20 protein-coding genes and 1 pseudogene are annotated in these 26555 nt (G+C 71.1%); 16 read left to right on the top strand and 5 right to left on the bottom strand.

Annotation, left to right across the window (positions count from 1 at the left end; genetic code table 11):
- Positions 1 to 141: 141 nt before the first annotated feature.
- Positions 142 to 267: pseudogene (locus ABT288_RS10440) on the bottom strand (DUF6233 domain-containing protein); the annotation flags it as partial.
- A gap of 508 nt (positions 268 to 775) precedes the next feature.
- Between ABT288_RS10440 and ABT288_RS10435 the strand changes: the two are divergent.
- Genes ABT288_RS10435 through ABT288_RS10415 form a run of 5 tightly spaced genes read left to right on the top strand, consistent with a single transcriptional unit; the run spans position 776 to position 5145 of the window.
- Positions 776 to 1873: an IS110 family RNA-guided transposase gene (locus tag ABT288_RS10435; RefSeq protein WP_351604805.1), complete on the top strand. Its 1098-nt coding sequence runs from the start codon at positions 776 to 778 to the stop codon at positions 1871 to 1873.
- Positions 1874 to 1905: 32 nt separating this feature from the next.
- On the top strand, positions 1906 to 3195 hold the full coding sequence (gene pcaDC / locus ABT288_RS10430; protein ID WP_351604803.1) for a bifunctional 3-oxoadipate enol-lactonase/4-carboxymuconolactone decarboxylase PcaDC: 1290 nt from the start codon (positions 1906 to 1908) through the stop codon (positions 3193 to 3195).
- A gap of 55 nt (positions 3196 to 3250) precedes the next feature.
- Positions 3251 to 3886, top strand: coding sequence for an MBL fold metallo-hydrolase (locus ABT288_RS10425; RefSeq protein ID WP_351604802.1), 636 nt, complete (start codon positions 3251 to 3253; stop codon positions 3884 to 3886).
- Between the two features lie 35 nt (positions 3887 to 3921).
- A complete protein-coding gene (locus ABT288_RS10420; RefSeq protein ID WP_351604800.1) occupies positions 3922 to 4701 on the top strand; it encodes an exodeoxyribonuclease III in 780 nt (259 codons plus the stop codon).
- A 15-nt stretch (positions 4702 to 4716) separates the two neighbouring features.
- The gene (locus tag ABT288_RS10415) at positions 4717 to 5145 is read left to right on the top strand and encodes a DUF6278 family protein (protein ID WP_351604797.1); all 429 of its coding nucleotides are present in this window, start codon (positions 4717 to 4719) and stop codon (positions 5143 to 5145) included.
- 191 nt (positions 5146 to 5336) lie between these two features.
- Here the strand turns inward: ABT288_RS10415 and ABT288_RS10410 are convergent, their stop codons facing one another.
- Positions 5337 to 6902 carry an alpha/beta fold hydrolase gene (locus tag ABT288_RS10410; protein ID WP_351604794.1) on the bottom strand — a complete coding sequence of 522 codons (1566 nt, stop codon included), beginning with the start codon at positions 6900 to 6902 and terminating at the stop codon, positions 5337 to 5339.
- Positions 6903 to 7009: 107 nt separating this feature from the next.
- The gene (locus tag ABT288_RS10405; RefSeq protein ID WP_351604791.1) at positions 7010 to 7759 is read right to left on the bottom strand and encodes a hypothetical protein; all 750 of its coding nucleotides are present in this window, start codon (positions 7757 to 7759) and stop codon (positions 7010 to 7012) included.
- Positions 7760 to 7925: 166 nt separating this feature from the next.
- On the opposite strand from ABT288_RS10405, the gene ggt reads away from it, so the two are divergent.
- The gene (gene ggt / locus ABT288_RS10400) at positions 7926 to 9704 is read left to right on the top strand and encodes a gamma-glutamyltransferase (protein WP_451335770.1); all 1779 of its coding nucleotides are present in this window, start codon (positions 7926 to 7928) and stop codon (positions 9702 to 9704) included.
- 30 nt (positions 9705 to 9734) lie between these two features.
- Here ggt and ABT288_RS10395 read toward each other — a convergent pair whose 3' ends face one another.
- Positions 9735 to 12275, bottom strand: coding sequence for an ATP-dependent Clp protease ATP-binding subunit (locus tag ABT288_RS10395; protein WP_351604785.1), 2541 nt, complete (start codon positions 12273 to 12275; stop codon positions 9735 to 9737).
- Between the two features lie 127 nt (positions 12276 to 12402).
- A complete protein-coding gene (gene map / locus ABT288_RS10390; protein ID WP_351604782.1) occupies positions 12403 to 13179 on the bottom strand; it encodes a type I methionyl aminopeptidase in 777 nt (258 codons plus the stop codon).
- A gap of 60 nt (positions 13180 to 13239) precedes the next feature.
- Here map and ABT288_RS10385 point away from each other — a divergent pair, with 60 nt between their 5' ends.
- From ABT288_RS10385 to ABT288_RS10340, 10 genes are all read left to right on the top strand, one after another.
- Positions 13240 to 13491, top strand: coding sequence for a helix-turn-helix domain-containing protein (locus ABT288_RS10385; RefSeq protein WP_351604779.1), 252 nt, complete (start codon positions 13240 to 13242; stop codon positions 13489 to 13491).
- Positions 13492 to 13591: 100 nt separating this feature from the next.
- Entirely contained in the window at positions 13592 to 15658 is a 2067-nt protein-coding gene (locus ABT288_RS10380; RefSeq protein WP_351604776.1) for a hypothetical protein, read from the top strand.
- A 206-nt stretch (positions 15659 to 15864) separates the two neighbouring features.
- The gene (locus tag ABT288_RS10375) at positions 15865 to 16707 is read left to right on the top strand and encodes a nitrilase-related carbon-nitrogen hydrolase (protein WP_351604774.1); all 843 of its coding nucleotides are present in this window, start codon (positions 15865 to 15867) and stop codon (positions 16705 to 16707) included.
- 29 nt (positions 16708 to 16736) lie between these two features.
- Positions 16737 to 17987: an aspartate aminotransferase family protein gene (locus ABT288_RS10370; protein ID WP_351604917.1), complete on the top strand. Its 1251-nt coding sequence runs from the start codon at positions 16737 to 16739 to the stop codon at positions 17985 to 17987.
- A gap of 17 nt (positions 17988 to 18004) precedes the next feature.
- Entirely contained in the window at positions 18005 to 19570 is a 1566-nt protein-coding gene (locus tag ABT288_RS10365) for a PucR family transcriptional regulator (RefSeq protein ID WP_351604771.1), read from the top strand.
- 155 nt (positions 19571 to 19725) lie between these two features.
- On the top strand, positions 19726 to 20568 hold the full coding sequence (locus ABT288_RS10360; RefSeq protein WP_351604769.1) for a nitrilase-related carbon-nitrogen hydrolase: 843 nt from the start codon (positions 19726 to 19728) through the stop codon (positions 20566 to 20568).
- Positions 20569 to 20593: 25 nt separating this feature from the next.
- The gene (gene hydA / locus ABT288_RS10355) at positions 20594 to 21997 is read left to right on the top strand and encodes a dihydropyrimidinase (RefSeq protein WP_351604767.1); all 1404 of its coding nucleotides are present in this window, start codon (positions 20594 to 20596) and stop codon (positions 21995 to 21997) included.
- A gap of 11 nt (positions 21998 to 22008) precedes the next feature.
- Positions 22009 to 23031, top strand: coding sequence for a TIGR03842 family LLM class F420-dependent oxidoreductase (locus ABT288_RS10350; protein ID WP_351604764.1), 1023 nt, complete (start codon positions 22009 to 22011; stop codon positions 23029 to 23031).
- Between the two features lie 481 nt (positions 23032 to 23512).
- Positions 23513 to 25063 (top strand): NCS1 family nucleobase:cation symporter-1, encoded by a 1551-nt coding sequence (locus ABT288_RS10345; RefSeq protein ID WP_351604761.1) that lies wholly within the window; start codon positions 23513 to 23515, stop codon positions 25061 to 25063.
- A gap of 216 nt (positions 25064 to 25279) precedes the next feature.
- Positions 25280 to 26494 carry a beta-ketoacyl-[acyl-carrier-protein] synthase family protein gene (locus ABT288_RS10340; RefSeq protein WP_351604759.1) on the top strand — a complete coding sequence of 405 codons (1215 nt, stop codon included), beginning with the start codon at positions 25280 to 25282 and terminating at the stop codon, positions 26492 to 26494.
- Positions 26495 to 26555 lie beyond the last annotated feature (61 nt).

The raw sequence follows: 26555 nt of genomic DNA, 5'->3' as shown, positions 1-26555 counted from the left end.
CCGTCCCACTTCTCCTCGGCGGCCCACCCATCGGGCGGCGCCGGGTCGGAGACGGGGGCCGCGAGCATCGGGTCCGGCAGCGCCCACATGCGCCATGCCTTCCACGCGGGCGCCCCTTCGTGCGGTGCTGCTGGTTCCCCGTTACTCGAGTAGGCCGAGTTCCGTATCCGGTCCGCAGTGGATGCACGGCGCCACGTTCTGCCGCAGGGCATCCAGCGCCTGTTCCCGACTGACCGGCCGACACCGGCCGCTCTTGGCCGCCGCCCAGCACTCGCCGGTGCTCTTGCCGAGTTGCTAGGCCGTCTCTTTGGCAGCCCGCTCCATGACTTGCGGACAACCGTGCACCAGAATGAGGGCTCGAAGCCGTTCGTGCGATGGCCGATGGAGGGCGACCAGTAAGGCGGGTCACAGGCTGTCCGTCATTGCCGGTCGCGAGTGGGCGGGGAGTCATCTCAGTGTCAGCCTGCTCCGGCCAGGTTGGGCGCCGGTTCGGACGAAACCATCCGGCCGTGGTCGGGTCGTGCCGTTGCGCTGGGATCGATGGGACGGTTGTGCAGTGCCGTCCCGGACGGGGGTCTGACTCTTGAGATCTTTGACCGAAGTGTCCAGTCACGGACTTGTCGACTGTCGTTGCGGGATGGCGTCTGCTGTCACCGAGCCACGGGGCGTGTCCCTATAGGGGCCTTGCCGAGTTCCAGGCGCCATCACGGTTCAGACCGCCCGAGCGGGCCGGTGCCGTCCACTCGGCGTGTCACCCCGCGGGAGGCGAACCACCATGACGACCAGACAGCGCAGCACCTCCTCCAGTACGGATCCTCCCGTGCGGAGAGAGGTCGTGCTCGGCGTGGACACGCACGGTGAGGTGCACGTCGCCGCCGTGGTGTCCCCGCTGGGCAAGATCCTGGGCACCGAGTCCTTTCCGGCGACGGTGGCCGGCTACCGGCGGCTGCTCGTGTGGGCCCGCAAGCGGGGGACGGTGCGCCGGGCCGGTGTAGAGGGCACCGGCACCTTCGGCGCGGGCCTGTCCCGCTACCTGCTGGCGCAGCAGGTCGAGGTATACGAGGTGAACCGCCCCGACCGCTCGGCCCGCCGGTTGCTGGGGAAGTCGGATCCGCTCGATGCGCAGGCCGCCGCGCGGGCCGTGCTCAGTGGCCGCGCCCGGGCCCGGGCCAAGTCCGGCGACGGTCCGGTGCACAGCGCCCGGATCTTCAAGCTCGCCAAGGACTCCGCGGTCAAGGCCCGTACCCAGGCGATCAACCAGCTCAAGGCCGTCCTGGTCATCGCCGATCCCGCCCTGCGGGAACGACTGTCCAGCCTGGGCAACCGCGAGCTGTTCCGCACCTGCGCACGCCTCGGCCTATCCGGCGGTGGGGGAGACGAGGACGCGGTGGCCCAGGCCACTCACCTGACATTGCGTATGCTCGCCGAGCGCGTTGAGCAGCTCACCGGGCAGATCGATGAGCTGAACCAGCGCCTGACCCGGCTCGTCGAACGCCACGCCCCACAGCTAATCGAACAGGTGGGCATCGGTCCGGACAGCGCCGTCACTCTCCTGATCACCATGGGAGACAACCCCGAGCGACTGGAGACCGAGGCATCCTTTGCTGCCCTTTGCGGAGTCAGCCCAGTCGAGTATTCGTTGGGCCGTCGGAGCACGCGCCGGCTCAACCACGGCGGCGACCGCCGGGCGAACGCCGCCCTGCACCGCATCGTGTTCACCCGCCTGCGCCACGACCCCCGAACCCAGGCGTACTACGAACGCCGCACCCAGGAAGGCAAGACCCGGCGCGAGATCATCCGATGCCTCAAGCGATATGCCGCCCGCGAGGTCTTCAACCTGGTCAGAACGGTACCCGGCGTTCCCCCGTTATAGGGGCGTCCGTGAGACGTGAGAGGGTCTGGGGCGTGAGTGAGACACCCCCGAACACCCTGCAATACCGCTTTGACGGGCCAGAAGACGCTCCGGTCCTGATCTTGGGTCCCTCACTGGGTACCACCTGGCACATGTGGGACCGCCAGGTGCCGGAGCTGGCCGAGCAGTGGCGGGTCCTGCGGTTCGACCTTCCCGGTCACGGCGGGGCCCCCGCCCACCCGGCCGGATCCGTCGCCGAGCTGGCCATGCGGCTGCTGGCCACACTGGACTCGATCGGCGTGCAGCGGTTCGGCTACGCGGGCTGCGCGCTCGGCGGTGCCGTCGGCATCGAACTGGCCCTGCGCCACCCCGAGCGGCTCGCCTCGCTGGTGCTGGTCGCGGCCTCGCCCCGGTTCGGGACCCCCGACGAGTTCCGGCAGCGCGGGGTGATCGTCCGTACCAACGGGCTCGACCCCATCGCCCGAACCTCGCCGGACCGCTGGTTCACCGGCTCCTTCGCCGCGGCCCAGCCGGCGATCACCGAGTGGGCCGTGCAGATGGTCCGCACCACGGACCCGGGCTGCTACATCGCCGCCTGCGAGGCGCTCGCCTCCTTCGACGTCAGGACCGAGCTCGGCCGGGTCGGCGTGCCGACGCTCGTGCTCGTCGGCTCCGACGACCAGGTCACCGGGCCCGCCGAGGCCCGCACCCTCGTCGCCGGCATACCGGACGCCCGGCTCGCGGTCGTCCCCGGCGCCTCCCACCTGGTCCCCGTCGAGCAGCCGGCGGCCGTCACCGACCTGCTGGTGCACCACTTCTCCACCGCCTGGCACCAGCCCTACGACACCGGCCAGACCGCCCTGCCGGCCGCCCCCGTCAACCCGGCCATCGCCGCGGCGCCCCACGTCACGCCGGTCGCCGAGATAGCCCCGGCCGCCGTACCGGCACAGCCCGCCGCGCGGCCCGACCGCTACGAGACCGGGCTCAGGATCCGCCGGGAGGTGCTCGGCGACGCGCACGTGGACCGGGCGCTGGCCCAGTCCGACGGGTTCGCCGGGGAGTTCCAGGAGTTCATCACCCGCTACGCCTGGGGCGAGATCTGGGACCGGCCGGGCCTGGACCGCCGTACCCGCAGCTGCGTCACCCTGACCGCGCTGGTCGCGGGCGGCCATCTGGAGGAGCTGGCCTTCCACGTCCGGGCCGCCCTGCGCAACGGGCTCACCCCGGACGAGATCAAGGAGGTGCTGCTGCAGGCCGCCGTGTACTGCGGGGTGCCGGCCGCGAACAGCGCCTTCCGGGTGGCTCAGCAGGTCGTCCAGGAGGAGACCACGCCCGCCGAGTGAACGCCGGGTGAGCCCCGTGCCGCCGTACACGGCAGGCACGGCAGGATGGTGTGACATGAAGCTCACGAAGAAGTCCCACGCGTGTGTCCGCCTCGACAAGGGCGGTCAGACGCTCGTCATCGACCCCGGCGGCTTCAGCGAGGAGGACGCCGCGCTCGGCGCCGACGCCATCCTGATCACGCACGAACACCCGGACCACTTCGACGAGTTCCGGCTCCGGGCCGCCATGGAGAACAACCCCGCGGCCCGGATCTGGACGCTGAAGTCCGTCGCCGAACGGATCACGGCGGCCTTCCCGGGCCGGGTGCACACCGTCGGCCACGGCGACACCTTCACCGCGGCCGGCTTCGACGTGCAGGTCCACGGCGAACTGCACGCCGTGATCCACCCGGACATCCCGCGCATCACCAACGTCGGCTATCTCATCGACGGCGGCAAGGTCTTCCATCCCGGCGACGCCCTCACCGTCCCCGCCCATCCGGTTCAGACGCTGATGCTCCCGGTGATGGCCCCGTGGAACAAGATCTCCGAGGTGATCGACTACGTCCGCGAGGTGCGGCCGCGGCGCGCCTACGACGTCCACGACGCCCTGCTGACCGACCTGGCCCGACCGATCTACGACCGCCAGATCGGTGCCCTGGGCGGCACGGACCACCAGCGGCTGGCCCCGGGGGCGTCTGCCGAGGTCTGAGCCCGTTGTCAGCGGCTCCGGGTAGGTTGTGGGACATGCGCATCGCCACCTGGAACGTGAACTCGATCACCGCCCGCCTTCCGAGGCTGCTGGCCTGGCTGGAGAGCAGCGGCACCGACGTGCTCTGCCTGCAGGAGGCCAAGGTCGCCGAGGAACAGTTCCCGTCCGACCAGCTGCGCGAGCTGGGCTACGCGTCGGCGGTCCACGCGACCGGCCGGTGGAACGGCGTGGCGGTGCTCTCCCGCGTCGGCCTCGAGGACGTCGTCAAGGGCCTGCCCGGCGACCCCGGCTTCGAGGGCGTGACCGAGCCGCGCGCCATCTCGGCGACCTGCGGCCCGGTCCGCGTCTGGTCGGTGTACGTCCCCAACGGCCGCGAGGTGGAGCACCCGCACTACGCCTACAAGCTCCAGTGGTTCGAGGCCCTGAAGGCGGCCGTCGCCGGTGACGCCGGCGGCAGCCGCCCGTTCGCCGTCATGGGCGACTACAACGTGGCGCCGACGGACGACGACGTCTACGACCCGGCCGTCTTCGAGGGCTCCACCCATGTCACCCCGGCCGAGCGCGCCGCCCTCATCTCCCTGCGCGAGGTCGGCCTGAACGACGTGGTGCCGCGCCCGCTGAAGTACGACCACCCGTTCACGTACTGGGACTACCGCCAGCTCTGCTTCCCCAAGAACCGCGGCATGCGCATCGACCTGGTGTACGGCAACGCGCCGTTCGCCAAGGCCGTCAAGGACGCCTACGTCGACCGCGAGGAGCGCAAGGGCAAGGGTGCCTCCGATCACGCTCCGGTGGTGGTCGACCTCGACGTCTGATGCCACGCTGGGTCCATGAACCTTCCGTTCCTGGGCCACCGGAACAAGAAGCACGGTGAAGGCGGGGGTGGGGCGACCCCCGCCGACCCGGAGGGGATCGCCGAGTTGCTGTCCGAGTGTGAACTGCTCCGCTCGCAGGCGGCCCGGGCGGGCGTCCGCCTCGACGACACCCCGGCCTCCCTGGAGGCCCTGGACCAGCTGGTCCCACGCTGGCGCGACGACGCCGAGATCCTGCCCCGGCTGGGCAACGACGCGGGACTGTATCTGGGCACGGTCGTGGTGCGCACCGTGCCCGGCGCCGCCTGGCTGATCCGCGCCGACGGCGAGCCCGTCGTACGGCTGGCCTCCGGCCGTGAGATCGAGGTGGCGGGCGCCGGGCAGGACTGGGCCGCGAGCGGTGTCCCCGAGCTGTCCCAGCTGTACGCGGAGATCGCCGAGACCTGAGCCGGTATCTCCTCCTCGACACCGGCCGGTTCACGTACTCCACGCGGATGCCCCGTTGTGCGAGGAGGAGTTCCTCCCTGCCGGGAAGCCCGTCGCCGCCAACCTCGACTAAGATGTGCCGTTCTGCATGCTGCGAGACCCCAGGGGGCGGCAGTTCACACGGGCCATGCTCGTCCGGCGGCAGCCGGAGATCACTGCTCGCGCACGGGGACGGACACGTACGACGGGTCGTCCGGGGGCGAGGAGAAGGTCAGCTGCGCGCCGGACGGGTTGTGCTCGATGTACAGCGGGTCGACCGTGTCGACCACCAGCGCGAGGCGGTGCCCGGCGGGGACGTCGTAGGCCGTGGAGAACAGGTCCAGGTCGACGCCGAACGGCTCGCCGGGTGTCCGCCCGTGCCAGGTAAGGGGCGCGTTGGTGACCAGTTTGCCGATGCCGAGCGGCCCCACGTCGTAGAGGTAGGCGATCAGGGTGCCGCTCTCCGCGGTCGGGGTGAGCGTGGTGTGCAGGGTGGCCGTGCCGCGCACCTTCTGGGTGCTGCCGTACCGCTCCGACTGCCAGACGGCCGCCCAGCGGCGCGGCAGCAGCGGGATGGAGGCCATGGGCGGCAGCTGGGCGATCTGGTCGAGGATGCTGGACAGGAACACGATTCCGCCGTCCGCGCCGGAGTCCACGTTCGCGTGGATCGTGGTGGAGCCCATCAGCGTGAACTTCCTCCGCGTCGCCTCGACCGACTTCCAGTTCGGGTAGCCCTCGTATCCCCCCGCGCTACGGGACTTCAGCTGGACCGGCTGCTCACGGTCGATGCCGTTGTCGGCGCCCTTCAGATAGTGGTCGAACCAGCGCTCGGTGTCCGTCCAGACGTCGTTGGGCAGCCCGAACAGGCCGGTCAGTTCGGCGGTCGCGTGGTCGCCGGGGCGCAGTTCGAGCCGCTTGGGCACGGTCAGCTTCTGGTAGAAGTCGGCGTACTGGTTCGCCGGGAAGACCGTGTCGCCCCAGGCGTTGGCGAGCATGAGGGCCGTGCCGTTGTGGTTCAGCTGGTCGACATAGGTCGCGGCGGAACGTTTCCGCCCCCAGTCGATCATCTCCTGTTCCTTCGACAGGTTCGAGGAGTACAGGTTGTCGAAGATCTCGCGCAGTTCGGGGCTCTCGCGGCCGGTGAGGGTCGCCGACCCGTCCAGCACGCCCAGCGCCTCGACGTGCTGGGTGCGGCCCGAATAGATCGAGTTCACCAGGTCCGCCCAGCCGCTGAGCGCGGCCACGGCCTTGATCCGCTTGTCATGGGCGGCGGCGAGCAGGCTGATCCCGGCGCCGTACGACACCCCGGCCATGCCGACGTGCCGCGGATCGGCCGGGGTGTTGGCGAGGGCCCAGTCGATGACCTTGGAGGCGTCCGCTATGTCCGGCGGACCGGCCACTTCTATCCTGCCGCCGGACTGCCAGAAACCGCGCACGTTGTAGGTGAGGACCACGTAGCCTGCGTCGGCCAGCTTCTGAGCCTGCGCCAGGTACTCCACCTGGGGCAGGCTCCAGCTCGTGGGCAGCACGATGAGCGGGTAGCTGTGCGAGCCGTCGGCGCCGGAGGGCGTGACGACGTTCGCCTTCAGTACGGTGCCGCCGTCGCCGGTGATGTCGACGAACCGGGTGGACGGGGTACCGGCCTGAGCGGCGGGCGCCAGACCGACGCCGCCGGCGATGAGCGCCGCCGAGACGGCTCCCGCGGCGGAGGCGCGCAGTGCGGTGCGACCGTGTCCCATGGGTCACTCCTTCACTAGTCCAAATGCAAAGTGACCCGACGGTAACCTGGCCCCTTACCGCAAGTAACCCGCCAGTAAGTTACGTACCGGTAAAGTTTGTTGAACCGCTAAGCGGCCGTGTCGGCGGAGGCCGTCTCGGGCAGCGGCGTCCGCGCCGCCCGGGTCACGTCCGCGACCAGTTCGACCACATCAGGGCCGTACGCCTGCGAGTTGACCACCCTCAGCAGCAGCACGAAGGACCCGGTGCCGTGCTTGCGGCGCAGCCGCTCGTGGTGGCGGGCGAGATAGCGGGTGGCGGCCTGGTTGGTGATGGCTCGCTGGCCGCAGAAGAGGAAGACCGGGCGGGCGTCCGTCTGCCCGCTCGCGGTGAGCCGGGCGAGCAGGACGTACTCGCTCCGGCCGCGCTCCATGCGGTACTGCTCCCCGCCGATCCGGAACATGCCTCGCTCCGCGACCGGTTCGGTCTCCGTGTTGACCCACACACCCGGCAGCAGCGAGGAGAGGTGGGCCGCCATCCGGCGGTTCGAGTAGGGCCCGCCGACACAGAACTCGGTGCGCTCGCCGAACCCTTGCTGGGCCCCGTCATGTCCCACCACCTGGGCGCGCGCATGACAGTCCTTGATCAGGGCGGAGAGTTCCAGCAGGGCGTACATGTCGTAGCGCTTCACCGACAGCTCCGGTCCACCCGACGCGCGAGGAACGACGAGCAGTGACTCGGAGTTGTCCGGCAGCCCGAAGAACTCCTGCTTGCGCCGCAGTTTGCGCCGCCACAGATACGTACGGGCGAGCCAGCCCAGCGAGGCCGATATCCCGGTCGCCACCAGGCCCAGGACGATGTTGCGCACGTCGTCGTTCATGGCCGCGCATGGTAGCGGTCCCGGGCCAACGCTACGTACCCGTGTTCGACACGTGACGGTCGTGTGGCAGGACACCCAGGCGTACTGTCGGTACTACGGCAATCTGGTTACGCTGCGCGGACTGTCCCGACGGGAGGTACGGATGGGTCGTCCTGGCACGCGGAGAATGGCGGTTCTGGCGGTCTCGGCCGCGCTGGTGTCGGTGGGGGCGGCGGCGCCGCCCGCCGCGACAACGACCGGCACGCCCACCAAGGTTCCCGTGGCGGTGGGCTACGGCGGCGCGGTCTCCAGCGTCGACGCGGACGCCTCCGCCGCCGGCATCGAGGTACTCAGACACGGCGGCAACGCGGTCGACGCGGCCGTCGCCACCGCCGCCGCGCTCGGCGTCACCGAGCCCTACTCGGCCGGCATCGGCGGAGGCGGCTACTTCGTCTACTACGACGCCAAGTCGCGCACCGTGCACACCATCGACGGCCGCGAGACGGCGCCGCTCAGCGCCGACTCCGACCTGTTCCTGGAGCACGGCAAGCCGCTCGCCTTCGCCGACGCCGTCAGCAGCGGCCTGAGCGTCGGCACCCCCGGCACTCCCGCCACCTGGCAGACCGCGTTGGACGAGTGGGGAACCAAGCGGCTCGGCACGGTCCTGAGGCCGGCCGAGCGGATCGCCCGCGACGGGTTCACGGTGGACGACACCTTCCGCTCGCAGACCGCGTCCAACGAGACCCGGTTCCGCTACTTCCCGGACACCGCGAAGCTGTTCTTGCCCAACGGACAGCTGCCTGTCGTCGGCTCCACCTTCAAGAACCCCGAACTCGCCCGCACCTACGAGGAGCTGGGCCGCCGGGGCATCGACGCCGTCTACCGCGGGGACATCGGCGACGACATCGTCAAGACGGCCGAACACCCGCCCGTCGACACCGCCTCCGGCTGGAACGCCCGCCCCGGCAAGCTGGAGGAGAAGGACCTCGCCGTCTACCGGGCCAAGTTCCAGGCGCCCACCAGGACGTCGTACCGCGGCCTGAACGTGTACTCCATCGCCCCCTCCTCCTCGGGCGGCACCACGGTCGGCGAAGCCCTCAACATCCTGGAGAACACCGACCTGTCGAAGGCGAGCGAGGCACAGTACCTGCACCACTTCATCGAGGCCAGCCGGATCGCCTTCGCCGACCGCGGGCGCTGGGTCGGCGACCCCGCCTTCGAGGACGTACCGACGAAGGAACTGCTGTCGCAGCGGTACGCCGACTCGCGGGCCTGCCTGATCAAGGACGACGCGGTCCTCACCAGCCCGCTCGCCCCCGGCGACCCGCGCCACCCGGCGGCCTGCGGCAAGGGCGGTACGGCGGCCCCGACGACGTACGAGGGCCAGAACACCACGCATCTGACCGTGGCCGACAAGTGGGGCGACGTCGTCTCCTACACGCTCACCATCGAGCAGACCGGCGGCAGCGGCATCACCGTGCCCGGCCGGGGCTTCCTGCTCAACAACGAGCTGACCGACTTCTCCTTCGCCCCCGCCAACCCGGCCGTGCACGACCCGAACCTGCCCGGCCCGGGCAAGCGGCCCCGCTCCTCCATCTCCCCGACGATCGTGCTGGACCAGAACAACCGGCCCGTGGTGGCACTCGGTTCGCCGGGTGGCGCGACCATCATCACCACCGTGCTGCAGACCCTCACCGAGTTCCTCGACCGGCATCTGCCGCTGGTCGACGCCATCGCCGCACCCCGCGCCAGCCAGCGCAACGCGGCCCAGACGGAACTCGAACCGGCGCTCTACAACTCCGACTTGAGGAAACAGCTGGAGGCCATCGGCCACTCCTTCAAGCTCAACCCCGAGATCGGCGCGGCGACCGGTGTACAACGGCTGCCGGGCGGCAAGTGGCTGGCCGCCGCCGAGAAGGTACGGCGCGGCGGCGGCTCGGCGATGGTCGTGGACCCGGCGCCGTAGGCCGCAGCGTGTCGTAGGCGTGTCGTGGGCCTACAACTCCGGTGCGGGCGGCTGGCCTTCCTGGGCACGGAAGTCCAGCCGTCCGTCCCGGACGTCCACCGTCACCCGGCTGCCCTCGGAGATCGTGCCGTTCAGCAGCAGCCGGGACAGCTGGTTGTCCACCTCCCGCTGGATGGTGCGGCGCAGCGGCCGGGCGCCGTACTCCGGCTGGTAGCCGCGCTCGGCGATCCAGTCGACGGCCGCGTCCGTGAACGTGACCGTGACGCCCTGCCCGTCCAGCAGCCGCCGCGTGCCCTCCAGCAACAGGTCGGTGATCTGCCGCAGTTGTCCTCCGGTCAGCTGCCTGAAGACCACGATCTCGTCGATGCGGTTGAGGAACTCCGGCCGGAAGTGCTCGCGCAGCGGCCGCAGGATCCGCTCGCGCCGGGCCTCCTCGTCCGCCCCCGCGCCGCCCGGCCCGAACCCGATCCCGGCACCGCGCCGGGTGATCGCCTCCGAGCCGAGGTTGCTGGTCATCACGATGACCGTGTTGGTGAAGTCCACCGTCCGGCCCTGGGAGTCGGTCAGCCGGCCGTCGTCCAGGACCTGCAACAGGATGTTGAAGACGTCCGGGTGGGCCTTCTCCACCTCGTCCAGCAGGAGCAGCGAATACGGGTGCCGGCGCACCACCTCGGTGAGCTGACCGGCCTCCTCGTGGCCGACGTACCCGGGCGGGGCGCCGATCAGCCGGGAGACGGTGTGCCGCTCCTGGTACTCGCTCATGTCGAGCCGCACCATGCGGTCCTCGCTGCCGAACAGCGCCTCGGCGAGCGCCCGGGCCAGCTCGGTCTTGCCGACGCCGGTCGGGCCGAGGAACAGGAAGCTGCCGATCGGCCGGTTCGGGCTCGCGAGGCCCGCACGGGAGCGCAGCACGGCCTCCGAGACCACGGCGACCGCCTCCTCCTGGCCGACGACCCGCTGGTGCAGGTGTTCCTCCAGGCCGAGCAGCCGTTCCTTCTCCTCCTGGGTGAGGCGGCTGACCGGGATGCCGGTCTGCCGGGACACCACCTCGGCGATGGCCTCCGCCGTCACCTCCAGGTCCAGCCCCTCGTCGGCCTCGTCCTCGTGGCTCGCCTCGGCGATGCGCTGCTTCAGCTCGCCGATCCGGTCGCGCAGCTCCTTGGCCTTGTCGTAGTCCTCGCCGGCGACCGCCTGGTCCTTGTCGCAGACAAGCTGGTCCACCTCGCGCTCCATGGCGCGCACGTCCGCGCCCTTCGTGCGGGCACCGAGCCGTACCCGGGCGCCCGCCTGGTCGATCAGGTCGATCGCCTTGTCCGGCAGCCGCCGGTCGGTGAGATACCGGTCGGACAGCTCCACGGCGGCCACCAGCGCCTCGTCGGTGTAGCGGACCTGGTGGTGGGCCTCGTACCGGTCGCGCAGCCCGCGCAGGATCTCGATGGTGTCCTCGGCGGTCGGCTCGGGCACCAGGACCGGCTGGAACCGGCGGGCCAGCGCCGCGTCCTTCTCGATCCGGCGGAACTCCTCCAGCGTGGTCGCGCCCACGATGTGCAGCTCGCCCCGGGCCAGCGCGGGCTTGAGGATGTTGCCGGCGTCCATCGAGCCGCCCTCGCCGCCGGAACCCGCGCCCACGACGGTGTGCAGCTCGTCGATGAACACGATCAGCTTGTCGGAGTGGGCGCGGATCTCCTCCACGATGTTGTTCAGGCGCTCCTCGAAGTCGCCCCGGTAGCGGGTGCCGGCGACGACGCCGGTCAGGTCCAGGGCGACGACGCGGCGGCCCGCCAGGACGTCCGGGACGTCCGAGTCGGCGATCCGCTCGGCGAGGCCTTCCACGATGGCCGTCTTGCCGACGCCCGCGTCACCGATCAGCACCGGGTTGTTCTTGCCGCGCCGGGACAGCACCTCGATGGTCTGCTCGATCTCGGTGTCCCGGCCGATGACCGGGTCGATCCGGCCCTGCCGGGCCAGGTCGGTCAGGTCACGGCCGTACTTGTCCAGCGTGGGTGTGCCGGTGGCGCGCTGCCGCTCCACCCGGACCGGGGTGCCCTCCTGGGCCTCGGGCGGCAGGGAGCCGGCCGAGAACCGGGCCGCGTTCAGGATGTGCCCGGCCGCCGAGTCCGGGTTGGCCGCCAGCGCGCTCAGTACGTGCTCCGGGCCGATGTACCCGGCGCCGCTCGCCCGCGCCATGTCGTGCGCGTCCAGCAGGGCGCGCTTGACGGCCGGCGTCAGCGACAGCGAGGTCGGCGGGGGCACCTCGCCCGGCGGGTGCTGGACCGGGCCGGCCCGGTCGTCGATCTCCGAGGCGAGCGAGTCCGGGTCCGCGCCCGCCCGGCTCAGCAGGCTCCGCGTGGGCTCGGCCGCGACGGCGGCGCGCAGCAGGTGCTGGGTGTCCAGGTCCCGGCTGCCGTGCTCGACGGCGTACAGGGCGGCCCCTCTGACCAGCTCGCGGGCCGGCTGGCTGAGCAGGCGGCCGATGTCGATGTGGCGGGGCGCGCCGCGGGCTCCGCCGGATCCGCCGAAGAAGCGGGCCAGGAATTCACCGAAGGGGTCAGGAGGGTAGCCGTTGGTCATGGCGTGGGCTCCTTCGCTGACGACATGCGGAGCGGCCGGGTAACCCGGGGTGGGTTGCTCATGCCCACGATGTCACGATCTGTGGGGGTGGGCATGTTCGCCTGCGGGGAAGCGGCCCCGCGTCGCCTCAGGGCGCTTCCCGCGCCGTGAGGATCCTGGGACCCGCGTCCGTGATGGCCACCGTGTGCTCCACGTGGGCCGCGCGGGAGCCGTCCGCCGTGCGCAGGGTCCAGCCGTCGCCCGCCTCGTAGTAGGCGTCCTTGCCGCCGGCGATGAGCATGGGCTCGATGGCGAGGACCATGCCGGGGCGCAGCGGCAGCCCTCGCCCCGGGCGGCCCTCGTTCGGGACCTCGGGGTCCTCGTGCATGTGCCGGCCCACGCCGTGGCCGCCGAAGCCGTCCGGGATGCCGTAGCCGGCCGTACGGCAGACCCGGCCGACGGCGTGGGCGATGTCGCCGATGCGGTTGCCGACGACGGCCGCCCCGATGCCCGCCGCCAGCGCCCGCTCGGCCGTCTCGACCAGGCGGAGGTCGGCCGGGCGGGGGCGGCCCACCGTGAAGCTGATCGCCGAGTCGCCGGCCCAGCCGTCCAGGGTGGCGCCGCAGTCGATCGAGACCAGGTCGCCGTCGCGGAGCCGGTAGGGGGTGGGGATGCCGTGCACGATCGCGTCGTTCACCGAGGCGCAGATGACGGCGGGAAAGGGGGTCGGTGCGAAGGAGGGGCGATAGCCGAGGAACGGCGACGACGCCCCGGCCTCGCGCAGCACCTCCCGTGCCACCTCGTCCAGCTCCAGCAGGGAGACGCCGACGTCCGCGGCCCGTCGTACGGCCGTCAGGGCTCGCCCGACGACCTGCCCGGCCGCGTACATCGCGTCGATCGACGTGTTCGTCTTCAGTTCCACCATGCCAATTACTATACCGGTTTTTAATGGGGAGCGGGGTGGGGCCGGTATTAGAATGGGCGCATGGTGCGCACCCCCCTCACCCCCGAAGAGCGCGAACGCGGCGAGCGGCTCGGGCAGTTGCTGCGCGAGGCGCGCGGCGGCCGGAGCATGACCGAGGTCGCCGCGCAGGCGGGCGTGTCCGCCGAGACGCTCCGCAAGATCGAGACGGGCCGGGCGCCGGCACCCGCGTTCTTCACGGTGGCCGCGCTGGCCGCAGCCCTCGGGCTGTCGATGGACGAGCTGGTCGCACGGTGTGCGTTCGTGGTCGCGTGAGGCTCCCGCGCTCTGCCGGAAAACTCTGCGTAGCGGTGCCGTAACACGACTCGTGTTGCCTACCCACCGGAAGGGCCGACGGTCGGGCGGGAGCTGAGCGATGGCGGTGGATCGACTCCCCGGTGGGGTGCGGGAGTTCGCGAGCTATCTGGACGGCCTGCTGGCGCGCCTCGACCAGGGCGGAGGGTGGAGCGGGGTCTTCTGGCAGCGCGACCCCGACGGCATGCGGGCCTGCCTGGACGGGCGCGAGGTGCTGCCGTGGGACGTGGTGGAGGCGCTGCTGGAGGACCTCGCCGCGGCGTACGGCCCCGCCGCCGCTGCCGCCGAGCGGGAACGGGCCCGCGCCCTGTACCGGGCCGCGCTCACGGCGTACGACGCCCGGCCCGGCGCGCGGGACGCTCTGCTCGACCGTCTCGACGTGATGCTCCGCGAACAGCGCTACGCCGCCGAACGCCAGGCCGAACTCACCCGCCGCCTGTCCGACCCGTCCCCCGCCGAGCACCCCGAGTCCCTCCGCCTCGACCTCGCCTGGGCCCAGGACGACCACGACCGCGCCACCGCCAGGTGCGCCGAACTCCGGGCACGGCTGGCGGAGTTGGAGGGGCGGGGAGTGGTGGATGCGGGTGCGGCGCGGACGGCGCCCGCCGAGGTGCCGGAGGCCTTCGGGGATGCCGGCCGTGTGGACGGCTCCGCTCGGGCCGCGCACGCCGTCGCGTCCGCCTCGGCCCCGTACGCTGACGGCTCGGCTCGGGCCCCGTACGACGTGGTGTCCGCTTCGGCTGACGGTTCGACACGGACGCGCATCGGCGGGTCCGGCTCGGGCTCGCACGCCGAGGGCTCGACTCGGGCCCCGCACCCCGCAGCGCCCGCTCCAGCCCCGCGCACGGTCACGCCCGCCCCTGCCGCCGCGCCCCTTCCCCATGCCGGGGCGCCGTCCCCCCAAGCCGCCTCGGTCTCTCCCGGTGTCGGTCGGGCGGCGCAGGCCACCCCGCTCTCTCCCCACGTCGGTCAGTCCGCGCAAGGCGCCTCGGTCTCTCCTGGCGCTGGCCGGGCGGCGCCGGCCACCCCGTTCTCTCCTCATGTCGGTCAGGCCGCGCAAGCCGCCTCGGTCTCTCCTGGCGCTGGCCGGGCGGCGCCGGCCACCCCGTTCTCTCCTCATGTCGGTCAGGCCGCGCAAGGCGCCTCGATCTCTCCCGGTGTCGGTCGGGCGGCGCCGGCCACCCCGCTGCCTCCGCCCGCCGATCAGTCCGCGCAAGCCGCCGCCCCCTACCCGGGTGCCGGCCGGGCGGCACGCGGCACCCCCTTCTCTCCTTTCGCCGATGAGGTCGCGCCCGCCGCCCCGCCGTCGGAGGCCACCCCGTCCGCTCCCCGTACCATCCCGGTCGAGCCCCGAGGTGCCACCCTGCCCTCTTCCTCGGCCCCCGAGCCCGCCCCGGCCGTCAAGCGCCGTAAGCGCCGCCGCGGCAGTGCGCGGTTCGCCGGGATGGTGGAGGAGGACGGGGCCGTCGCCGAGGCGCGGCAGGTGTCCCCGTCGGTCGCGCCGGAGGCGCCCGCGCGTCGTGCGCCGCGTGGGGCGCGGTTCGCCGGAGCCGGGCAGGTGGGCGAGCCCGCGGCGGTCCCCGTCGAGGTGGTGGACGCGGGGGCGGGCGCGGCGGTGGCCGAGGTCGTGGAGCGGCTCGGGCGGTTGCGGGGCGAAGGGCGCAGCGGGGAGGCGCATGTGCTGCTCGTCGAGATCGTGCAGTGGCCCGCCGAGCGCTTCCCGGCGCTCGCCGACGCCCTGCACCGCGCCGGACTCGGCGCCGACTGGGCCACGCTGCTGTGGGAGACCGCCTCACTGCCCCCGGAGCGGCTGGTCGCGGCCGCCGACGCGCTCGCCGCCGCCGGGCGGGAGGCCGACGGGCGGCAGATGCTGCGGCAGGGCGTGGCCCGCCCGGCGGAGCAGATCGGCGCGGCCGTGCTGCGGCTGGAGGAGCAGGGGCGCCGGCGGGAGGCGGCGGCCTTACTGGACGCCTGTGTGCGGGGCCGTACGGCGGAGGAGGCCGCCCGGAGCGTCGTACCCGATCCGCACCGGCTCGTGCCCCTGCTGCTGCACGCCGCGCAGGCCGTCTCCGACGAGCGGCACTGGGATCTCGTGCACGCACTGCGGGTCGCCGGGCACACGACGTGACCGGCAATCCGTCGCCTTGTCCCGATATGCTCTGTTTCACCCCTTCGAGTGACGCCCTCGCTCACCCACAGGAGTGTGAAACGTGATCGACTCCGCGGGTTGACGACGATGGTCTTGGCAAGGACCTCCCGGAGGCTTACTTTCGTCCCTCTACGACCCCCTCTACGGGCGTAGAGGCTCTGACGGTCCCGTCGAAGGAGCAGCTCATGGCCAACGTCGTACGAGCCGCCCTGGTCCAGGCCACCTGGACCGGCGACACCGAGTCCATGGTGGCGAAACACGAGGGGCACGCCCGCGAGGCGGCCCGGCAGGGTGCCAGGGTCATCGGGTTCCAGGAAGTCTTCAACTCGCCGTACTTCTGCCAGGTCCAGGAGCCGGAGCACTACCGCTGGGCCGAGCCCGTGCCCGACGGGCCGACCGTGCGGCGGATGCAGGAGCTCGCGCGCGAGACCGGCATGGTCGTCGTGGTCCCCGTCTTCGAGGTCGAGCAGTCCGGCTTCTACTACAACACCGCCGCCGTGATCGACGCCGACGGGACCTACCTCGGCAAGTACCGCAAGCACCACATCCCGCAGGTCAAGGGCTTCTGGGAGAAGTACTACTTCAAACCCGGCAACCTGGGCTGGCCGGTCTTCGACACCGCCGTGGGAAGGGTCGGCGTCTACATCTGCTACGACCGGCACTTCCCGGAGGGCTGGCGGCAACTCGGGCTCAACGGCGCCCAGTTGGTCTACAATCCGTCGGCCACGCACCGCGGACTGTCCGCCCACCTGTGGCAGCTGGAGCAACCCGCGGCGGCCGTCGCCAACGAGTACTTCGTCGCCGCCATCAACCGGGTCGGCCAGGAGGAGTACGGCGACAACGACTTCTACGGGACCAGTTACTTCGTCGACCCGCGCGGGCAGTTCGTCGGCGAGGCCGCGAGCGACAAGTCCGAGGAACTCCTCGTCCGTGACCTCGACTTCGACCTGATCGAGGAAGTGCGGCAGCAGTGGGCCTTCTACCGCGACCGCCGCCCCGACGCCTACGAAGGGCTGGTGCAGCCGTGAACGACCTCTACTCCCGCCACCGCCAGGTCATGCCCGACTGGCTCGCCCTCTACTACGACGAGCCGCTCGAGATCACCCACGGCGAGGGCCGCCACGTCTGGGACTCCGCCGGCAACAAGTACCTGGACTTCTTCGGCGGCATCCTGACGACGATGACCGCGCACGCGCTGCCCGAGGTGACCAAGGCGGTCAGTGAGCAGGCCGGGCGGATCATCCACTCCTCGACCCTCTACCTCAACCGGCCGATGGTCGAACTCGCCGAGCGCGTCGCCCAGGTGAGCGGCATCCCGGACGCCCGGGTCTTCTTCACCACCTCCGGCACCGAGGCCAACGACACCGCCCTGCTGCTCGCCACCGCCCACCGGCGCAGCAACACGATCCTGGCGATGCGCAACAGCTACCACGGCCGCTCCTTCAGCACCGTCGGCATCACCGGCAACCGCAGCTGGTCGCCGACCTCGCTGTCCCCGCTGCAGACCCTGTACGTCCACGGCGGCGTGCGCACCCGGGGCCCGTTCGCCGAGCTGGACGACCGCGCGTTCATCGACGCCTGCGTCGCCGACCTGAAGGACATCCTCGGCCACACCCGGCCGCCCGCCGCGCTGATCGCCGAGCCCATCCAGGGCGTCGGCGGCTTCACCTCCCCGCCCGACGGGCTCTACGCCGCCTTCCGCGAGGTCCTTCAGGAGCACGGCATCCTGTGGATCGCCGACGAGGTGCAGACCGGCTGGGGCCGCACCGGCGAGCACTTCTGGGGCTGGCAGGCACATGCGCGAAGCGGCCCGCCGGACATCGTCACCTTCGCCAAGGGCATCGGCAACGGCGCCTCGATCGGCGGGGTGATCGCCCGCGCCGAGATCATGAACTGCCTGGACTCCAACAGCATTTCGACCTTCGGCGGCACCCAGCTCACCATGGCCGCCGGTCTCGCCAACCTCACCTACCTCCTCGAACACGACCTCCAGGGCAACGCCCGCCGGGTCGGCGGCCTGCTCATCGAGCGGCTGCGGGCCGTCGCCGCCCAACTGCCGGGAGTCCGGGAGGTGCGCGGACGAGGGCTGATGATCGGCATCGAACTGGTCAGGCCCGGCACCGACGAGGCCGATCCGCGGGCGGCCGCCGCCGTGCTGGAGGCGGCCCGCGAGGGCGGGCTGCTCATCGGCAAGGGCGGCGGCCACAACACCAGCGCCCTGCGCATCGCCCCACCGCTGTCGCTCACCGTCGCGGAGGCCGAGGAGGGCGCGGCGATCCTCGAACAGGCTCTCAGGAGCGCGTACTAGAGAACGGCGGTACGGCCATGACCACCACCCCGGAGTCCCGACACGCCTGGGAGCCCGCCCTCTCCGTCCGCCAGGTGCTCACCCTGGAACGGGTGCTCGCCGGAGAACCCGAGGTGGTCGCGGGCGCCGGGCAGCTCGACCGGCCGGTGCGCTGGGTGCATGTCGCCGAGGCGGCCGACGTCGGGGTGATGCTCAGCGGCGGCGAGATGGTGCTCACCACCGGCGTGCTCCTGGCCGGCGACGAGGCCAGGCAGGCCGAGTACATCCAGTCCCTGCACCGGGCGGAGGCCGCCGCCGTCGTGCTCGGCCTCGGGCGGGCCTTCCCGGCGCCGCCCGAGGTGATGCGCCGGGCCGCCGAGCGGTGCGGACTGCCCATGGTCGTCCTGCACCGGCCCTTCCCGTTCGCCGAGCTGACCGAGGAGGTCCAGTCCCGGCTGGTACGGCGGAAGTTCGCCGCCGTCAGCCTCTCGGAGACCGTACGCACCGAACTCACCGCCCTGATCACGGCCGGTGCGCCCCTGCAGCGGCTGCTCGACGAGGTCGCCCGGCACAGCGGCTGCCCCGTCGTGGTCACCAACCTCGCCCACCGCGTCCTCGCCACGGCGGGGGAGCGGTCCGCGGTGGACGACGTGCTGCGCGACTGGGAGCGGATCGCCCGGCAGGCCGGTGCCGGCGCCGAAGGCGGCTGGATCAGCGCCGAACTCGGCGGCCGCGGGGAGCGCTGGGGCCGGCTGCTGCTGTGCGGCTACCGGGGCGACACGGCCACCGGGCGGCTGCTCGCCGACCGGGCCGCCGAGGCGCTGGTCCTGCACCGCATGCTCGGCGGCGGCTCCGCGCACTCCTGGGAGGAGGAGTCCGCGCAGAGCCTGCTCACCGACCTGCTCTCCGGTGTCGTACCGGCGTGCCGGCTGCTGCCCAGGGCGCGCGCGGCCGGGCTGCCGGTCAACCGTCGCACCTTCGTCCCGCTCGTCGTCCTCGGTCTCGCACCCGACGAACTCGACCGCGTGCTACGCCTGTTGGGGATGTCCGGGCTGGTCGCCGAGCTCGCCGACGGCCGGGCCGCCGTACTGCTCAGCCTCGCCCGCGACCAGGACGCCCAGGCCCTCACCGCGCACTTCGCGGCCCGGCTGCGCACCGGGTCGCGGGCCGTGGTCGCCGCCGCCGATCCCCGTACCGGCTGGGACGATGTGCCGGCCGGGCTGCGCGAGGCCCGGCATGTCGCCGACGCCGTCGCCGACTCCTCGGCCGCCCTCGACCTGCCGGCCGTGGTCCGCCTCAAGGACGTCCACCTGCGCGGACTGGTCCGGCTGCTGCGCGACGACCCGCAGGTGCAGTCCTTCGCCGAACGTGAGCTGGACGGGCTGCTGTGCGCGTCCGAACCGGAGTTGCTGAACGTCCTGCGGACCTATCTCGCCACCGGCCGCAACAAGTCCCGCACCGCCCAGCTCCACCATGTCTCCCGGCCCGCCCTCTACCGCCGCCTGGAGGCCATACAGGCTCGCCTCGGCGTCGACCTGGACGACTTCGAACAGGCGGCCTCCGTGCACATCGCGCTCCTCGCGCATGACGCGCAACAGGGGTGAAACATGCGACGACCTGCGAAAACGGCGGTGAAACATGGGATCCGGCACACGTGACACGGTGACACGCGAACAGCCCGCAGACGTGACACGCTGCCCATCGAACGGCCCGCGCGGGCTTTCTACGCTCACGGCACACCGAGCTACCGGAGGTCCCGATGAGCCGAGTGATCCGTGCCGCCCTGTTCCAGACCGCGTGGACGGGCGACAAGGAATCCATGATCCAGGTCCACGAGCAGGCGGCCCGCGACGCGGCCGCGCAGGGCGCCCAAGTCCTCTGCTTCCAGGAGCTTTTCTACGGCCCCTACTTCTGCCAGGTCCAGGACAAGGCCTTCTACGAGTACGCCGAACGGATTCCCGAGGGGCCGACCGTCCAGCGCTTCCAGTCCCTCGCCCGCGAGCTGGGCATCGTCCTCGTGCTGCCGATGTACGAGGAGGAGCAGCCGGGCGTGCTGTACAACACCGCCGCCGTGATCGACGCGGACGGCTCCTACCTCGGCAAGTACCGCAAGACCCACATCCCCCAAGTGCAGGGATTCTGGGAGAAGTTCTACTTCCGCCCGGGCAACAGCGGCTGGCCCGTCTTCGACACGGCCGCCGGCCGCATCGGCGTGTACATCTGCTACGACCGCCACTTCCCCGAGGGCTGGCGGGCGCTGGGCCTCGCCGGCGCCGAGATCGTCTTCAACCCCTCGGCCACCTCGCGCGGCCTGTCCCGCTACCTGTGGCAGCTGGAGCAGCCGGCGGCGGCCGTCGCCAACGAGTACTTCGTCGGCGCGATCAACCGGGTCGGCGTGGAGGACCTGGGCGAAAACGACTTCTACGGCACGACCTACTTCGTGGACCCCGAGGCCCAGTTCGTCGGCGAGGTGGCGAGCGACAAGGAGACCGAACTGGTGGTCCGCGACCTGGACCTGGCCAAACTCCGGGAGGTCCGCGACCGCTGGCAGTTCTACCGGGACCGGGCGCCGGGGGCGTACACACCGCTGACCGCACCCTGACCGCACTGTTGACCGAGGGAGCAGCATGAGCAGCCGTACCGTCATCCGTGGAGGTCTCGTCATCACCGCGTCGGACGAGATCCACGCCGACGTCCTGGTCGAGGACGGCCGCGTCGCCGCCCTCGCCGCCTCGGGCACCCCCGCCGCCGAGGCCTTCACCGCCGACCGGCTCATCGACGCCACCGGGAAGTACGTCATCCCGGGCGGCGTCGACGCGCACACCCACATGGAGCTGCCGTTCGGCGGCACCTTCGCCTCCGACACCTTCGAGACCGGCACCCGCGCCGCCGCCTGGGGCGGTACGACGACGATCGTCGACTTCGCGGTGCAGAGCGTCGGCCACACCCTGCGCGAGGGCCTGGACACCTGGCATGCCAAGGCCGAGGGCAACTGCGCGATCGACTACGCCTTCCACATGATCGTCTCCGATGTGAACGACGAGACGCTCAAGGAGATGGACCTCCTGATCGAGGAGGGGGTGACGAGCTTCAAGCAGTTCATGGCCTACCCGGGGGTCTTCTACTCCGACGACGGGCAGATCCTGCGCGCCATGCAGCGCTCCGCCGAGAACGGCGGACTGATCATGATGCACGCGGAGAACGGCATCGCCATCGACGTCCTGGTCGAGCAGGCCCTCGCCCGGGGCGAGACCGACCCGCGCTACCACGGCGAGGTCCGCAAGGCCCTGCTGGAGGCCGAGGCCACCCACCGCGCCATCCGGCTCGCCCAGGTCGCGGGCGCCCCGCTGTACGTCGTCCACGTCTCGGCCATGGAGGCGGTGGCCGAACTGGCGCGGGCCCGGGACGAGGGGCTGAACGTCTTCGGCGAGACCTGCCCGCAGTACCTGTTCCTGTCCACCGACAACCTCGCCGAGCCGGACTTCGAGGGCGCCAAGTACGTGTGCAGCACGCCCTTGCGACCCAAGGAGCACCAGGCCGCACTCTGGAAGGGCCTGCGCACCAACGACCTCCAGGTCGTCTCCACCGACCACTGCCCGTTCTGCTTCGCCGGCCAGAAGGAGCTGGGCCGCGGCGACTTCTCCAAGATCCCCAACGGCCTGCCGGGCGTGGAGAACCGCATGGACCTGCTCCACCAGGCCGTCGTCGACGGGCACATCTCCCGCCGCCGCTGGATCGAGATCGCCTGCGCCACCCCGGCCCGCATGTTCGGCCTGTACCCGAAGAAGGGCACCGTCGCCCCGGGCGCCGACGCCGACATCGTGATCTACGACCCGCACGCCGAGCAGGTCATGTCCGCCGAGACCCACCACATGAACGTCGACTACTCGGCCTACGAGGGCAGGCGCATCACCGGCCAGGTCGAGACCGTGCTCTCCCGCGGCGAAGTCGTCATCAACGAGCGGGAGTACACCGGGCACGCCGGGCACGGCGCCTTCACCCCGCGCTCCACCTGTCAGTACCTCAACTAGGAGCAGCGCTCATGGACTTCGGACTCGTCCTGCAGACCGACCCGCCGGCCTCCCGTGTCATCAGCCTGATGAAACGGGCCGAGCGCAACGGGTTCACATACGGCTGGACCTTCGACTCCGCCGTGCTCTGGCAGGAGCCGTTCGTGATCTACAGCCAGATCCTGGCCAACACCACGAAGCTGAAGGTCGGCCCGATGGTCACCAACCCGGGCACCCGCACCTGGGAGGTCACCGCCTCCACCTTCGCCACCCTCAACGACATGTTCGGCAACCGCACCGTCTGCGGCATCGGCCGCGGCGACTCCGCCATGCGGGTCGCGGGCCGCAAACCCAACACCCTGGCCCGCATCAGCGAGGCGATGAAGGTCATCCGCGCCCTCGGCCGGGGCGACTCCGCAGACCTCGGCGGCGGCACGGTCGTGAGGTTCCCGTGGATCAAGCCGGGCGCCCAACTCCCCGTCTGGATGGCCGCGTACGGCCCGAAGGCGCTGAAGATGACCGGCGAGGAGGCCGACGGGTTCATCCTCCAACTCTCCGACCTGTACCTGACCGAGTACATGGTGAAGGCCGTCAAGGACGCGGCGGCGGCCGCCGGACGCGACCCGTCCGAGGTCACCATCTGCGTGGCGGCCCCCGCGTACGTCACCGCCGACGACTCGCCCGAGGCCCTCGCCCACGCGCGCGAACAGTGCCGCTGGTTCGGCGGCATGGTCGGCAACCACGTCGCCGACCTGGTCGCCAAGTACGGCGAGCACTCCGCCCAGGTCCCCGACGCACTCACCGACTACATCAAGGCACGGCAGGGCTACGACTACGCCCACCACGGGCGCAGCGACAACCCGGACACCCAGTTCGTGCCGGACGAGATCGTCGACCGGTTCTGCGTCATCGGGCCGGCAGAGAAGCACATCGAGAAACTGACCGCGCTCCGCGCACTGGGCGTCGACCAGTTCGCGGTGTACGACATGCACGACGCGCAGGAGGCCACCATCGACGCCTACGGCACGCAGGTGATCCCGGCCGTCAACGCCTGAGCCACTTCTTCGAGTTCACCCCCCACGCCCCGTTTGGTCTCCCCTCCCCGCCGCCGGGGAGGGGGCTGGTGCCCGCACGGCCTCTCCCCACCCCTCTCACCCCGATTGGCCAGCCCATGACCGACACCGCTCCCACGGCCATACCCCTGTCCGGCCAAGTCACCCTCCCCGAAGGGCGCGTGGAACCCGCTCCTGGCACGCACCTGGACCACGTACAACTTCTCCGCCCTGTGGGTCGCGCAAGAGAGAACACATACTGCCTTGCAGGGCGCTGACCAGCGATTTCGTCGTCGATCGCACTGGCCGCGCGAGGGTCTGCCCGCTGTGCGCGGTTGACGCCGCCGACGGGCCGACGCCCGTCGGCGGTGCGTCTGCTCGCGCGGTTGGTCGGCTCGTCCATTGCTCGTCGCACTCCCGGGAATGAGTTGAGCTCCCCGGAGTCCGCATCGTCACATGAGTCTTGCGATACGAGGTGGTCCTGATGTCCTCCAATGGAAGAACCCTGGCCGATCCGGCCGTCGCGCAGCAGGTGTATGCGGACGGCCGGGTGGCGTTGTCCGATCCGGCGGTGCTGGACGATTCGCGTTTCGCCAACGCGGACCTGGTGCCGGTCCCGATCGCGCACCGGACATGGGGGACTTACAACTATCTCGCCCTTTGGGTGGGAATGGCGCATTGTATTCCTTCGTGGACACTGGCTTCGGGGCTGGTGGCGCTGGGGATGGACTGGAAGCAGGCGGTGTTGACGATCGCGCTGGCGAACGTGATCGTGCTGGTGCCGATGCTGCTGACCGGTCATGCCGGCACCAAGTACGGGATCCCGTTCCCGGTGTTCGCGCGGGCGTCGTTCGGGGTGCGCGGGGCGAACCTGCCGGCGATGGTGCGGGCGGCGGTGGCGTGCTGCTGGTTCGGCATTCAGACGTGGATCGGTGGGGAGGGCATCTTCCTGCTGGCGGGCAAGCTGTTCGGCCACGGCTGGCTGCACGCCGGCTCGATCGGGGGCACGCCGTGGACCCAGTGGCTGTCGTTCGGTCTGTTCTGGCTCATCGAGGTCGCCATCATCACCCGTGGTATGGAGACGCTCCGCAGGGTGGAGAACTGGGCGGCGCCGCTGGTGATCGTCGGTGCGCTGGTGCTGCTGGGGGTCATGGCCGCCAAGGCGGGCGGCTTCGGCCCGCTGCTGGACCAGCCCTCCAGCTTGGGCTGGGGGAGCGGGTTCTGGAAGGTGTTCTTCCCCTCCCTGATGGGCATGATCGGCTTCTGGTCCACGCTGTCGCTGAACATCCCCGACTTCACGCGGTTCGGCGGCAGCCAGCGTGCCCAGCTGTGGGGGCAGACCCTGGGCCTGCCGACCACGATGACGCTGTTCGCGATCCTCTCGGTGCTGGTGACGTCCGGTTCCCAGGCCGTCTACGGGGCGCCGATCTGGGATCCGATCGCACTGAGTGCGAGGATGAGCAACACCGTCGGCGCCCTGTTCGCGCTGCTGATCGTGATGGTGGCGACCTTGTCGGTGAACATCGCCGCCAATGTCGTGTCCCCGGCGTACGACCTCTCGCACCTGCTGCCGCGACTGGTCAGCTTCCGCACCGGCGCGCTGATCACCGGTGTGGTCGGCATCCTGATCATGCCGTGGAAGCTGATCGCCAACCCGCACGTGTACATCTACACGTGGCTCGGCTTCGTCGGCGGCCTGCTCGGCACCGTGGCCGGCATCCTCGTCGCCGATTACTGGATCGTGCGCCGTACCCGCCTGGCGCTGGGGGAGTTGTACCTGTCCGACGGCCGCTATTGGTACACCGGCGGCTGGAACCTGCGCGCGGTGGCCGCGTTCGTGATCGGCGGCGTCCTGGCCGTCGGCGGCTCGTACTCGACGGTGGCCAAGGGCGTCAAGCAGGGCCCCTTCCCCACCGACGGCATCATCCCGTTCCTCAAGCCCCTGGCCGATTACGGCTGGGCCGTCGGCCTCGCCTCTGCCCTACTGGTCTACACACTGCTCAGCCTCAGCCGCAGGCAGCACCAGGACACCTGAACCACGGACCGGCCGCCGAGCGCGCCTGGGCGAATTCACCCTGGCGCAGTGTCCCCTCTGCGCTCCCGCCTGAGGTACCCCAATTGTTGGAATGACACAATCTCCCGCTTTCAAATCGGTCGGCTCCTACCCTGATTTCCCTTTTGAAAGCTGGCATGATCCCCGTGAAGGTAGGTCGGGCACTATGTAATATCTACAAAATTCAAGGAGGCTCGTGTGACCCGTAACGGTCGTGTGCTGGTGACGGGCGTCGGTGCGATGACGCCACTGGGAGCCGATGCGCCGTCGTCGTGGTCGGGGCTGCTGGACGGTAAGTCGGGGGTGCGTTTCCTGGAGGAGGAGTGGGCCGCGGACCTGCCCGTGCACGTTGCGGCCCGGCTCACGGTGGACCCTGCCTCCCTGCTTCCGAGGACCGAGGCCAGGAAGCTGGACCGCGGTGAGCAGGCCGCCATCCTCAGTGCGCGCGAAGCCTGGCGGGACGCCGGTGCTCCGCAGGTCGAACCGGAGCGATTCGCCGTCGTCATCGGTACGGGGACCGGTGGTGTTCTCACCACGCTGGGGCAGGACGACATCTTCGAACGCGCAGGGATTCGCCGGCTGTCGCCGTTCACGGTCCCCATGCTGATGCCCAACGGGCCCGCTGCCTGGGTGAGCATGGACCTGGGCGCGAAGGGAGGCGCCAGGACTCCGGTGAGTGCCTGTGCGTCCGGGGCGGAGGCCCTCGCCCTGGGGCAGGATCTGATCCGCAGCGGGCGGGCGGACGTGGTCGTCGCAGGTGGGGTGGAGGCATGTCTGCACCCCTTCACCATCGCGGCATTCGCCCAGATGAAGGCCCTGTCGACGCGGTCCGTGGACCCGGAGACCGTGTCCCGCCCGTTCGACGTCGAGCGGTCCGGGTTCGTCATGGGCGAGGGCGCGGGGATGATGGTGCTCGAACGCGCCGAGTTCGCCCGGGCCCGTGGAGCAGGTGCCTACGGCACGCTGGCCGGCAGTGCAGTGAGTTCGAGCGCGAACCACATCACGGCCTCCGACGCGGACGGCCAGGCCTTCGCCATGGAACTGGCGCTGCGCGACGCCGGCCTGGCCCCGGCGGACATCGGGCTGGTGCACGCCCACGCCACCTCGACGGAGTCCGGTGACCTGGCGGAGGCCGAGGCGATCGGCCGGGTGATCGGCACTCACGCCGCGGTGACGGCGACGAAGTCGATGACAGGTCACATGATGGGCGCGTCCGGAACTGTTGGCGCCATGGCCGCTCTGTTCGCGCTCAAGGACGGCACGGTGCCGGCCACGCGCAACCTCGATGAACTCGACCCGCGCGTGGAACTGGACGTGGTGCGCGGTGAGCGGCGCATCGGGCAGTGGTCCGCTGCGCTGGCCAACTCGTTCGGGTTCGGCGGGCACAACGTCAGTCTCGTCTTCACCAAGTGACGACGAGACGTTGACCGCCACGCCGGGCGGCATGGGCGCTGTCTCTGAGGCGCCGGTCCGC

The organism is Streptomyces sp. NPDC001093 (assembly GCF_040298985.1).
Lineage (GTDB): Bacteria > Actinomycetota > Actinomycetes > Streptomycetales > Streptomycetaceae > Streptomyces.
Note: the sequence above shows the minus strand (reverse complement) of the source record. Positions and strands in the feature narration are given on the sequence as shown.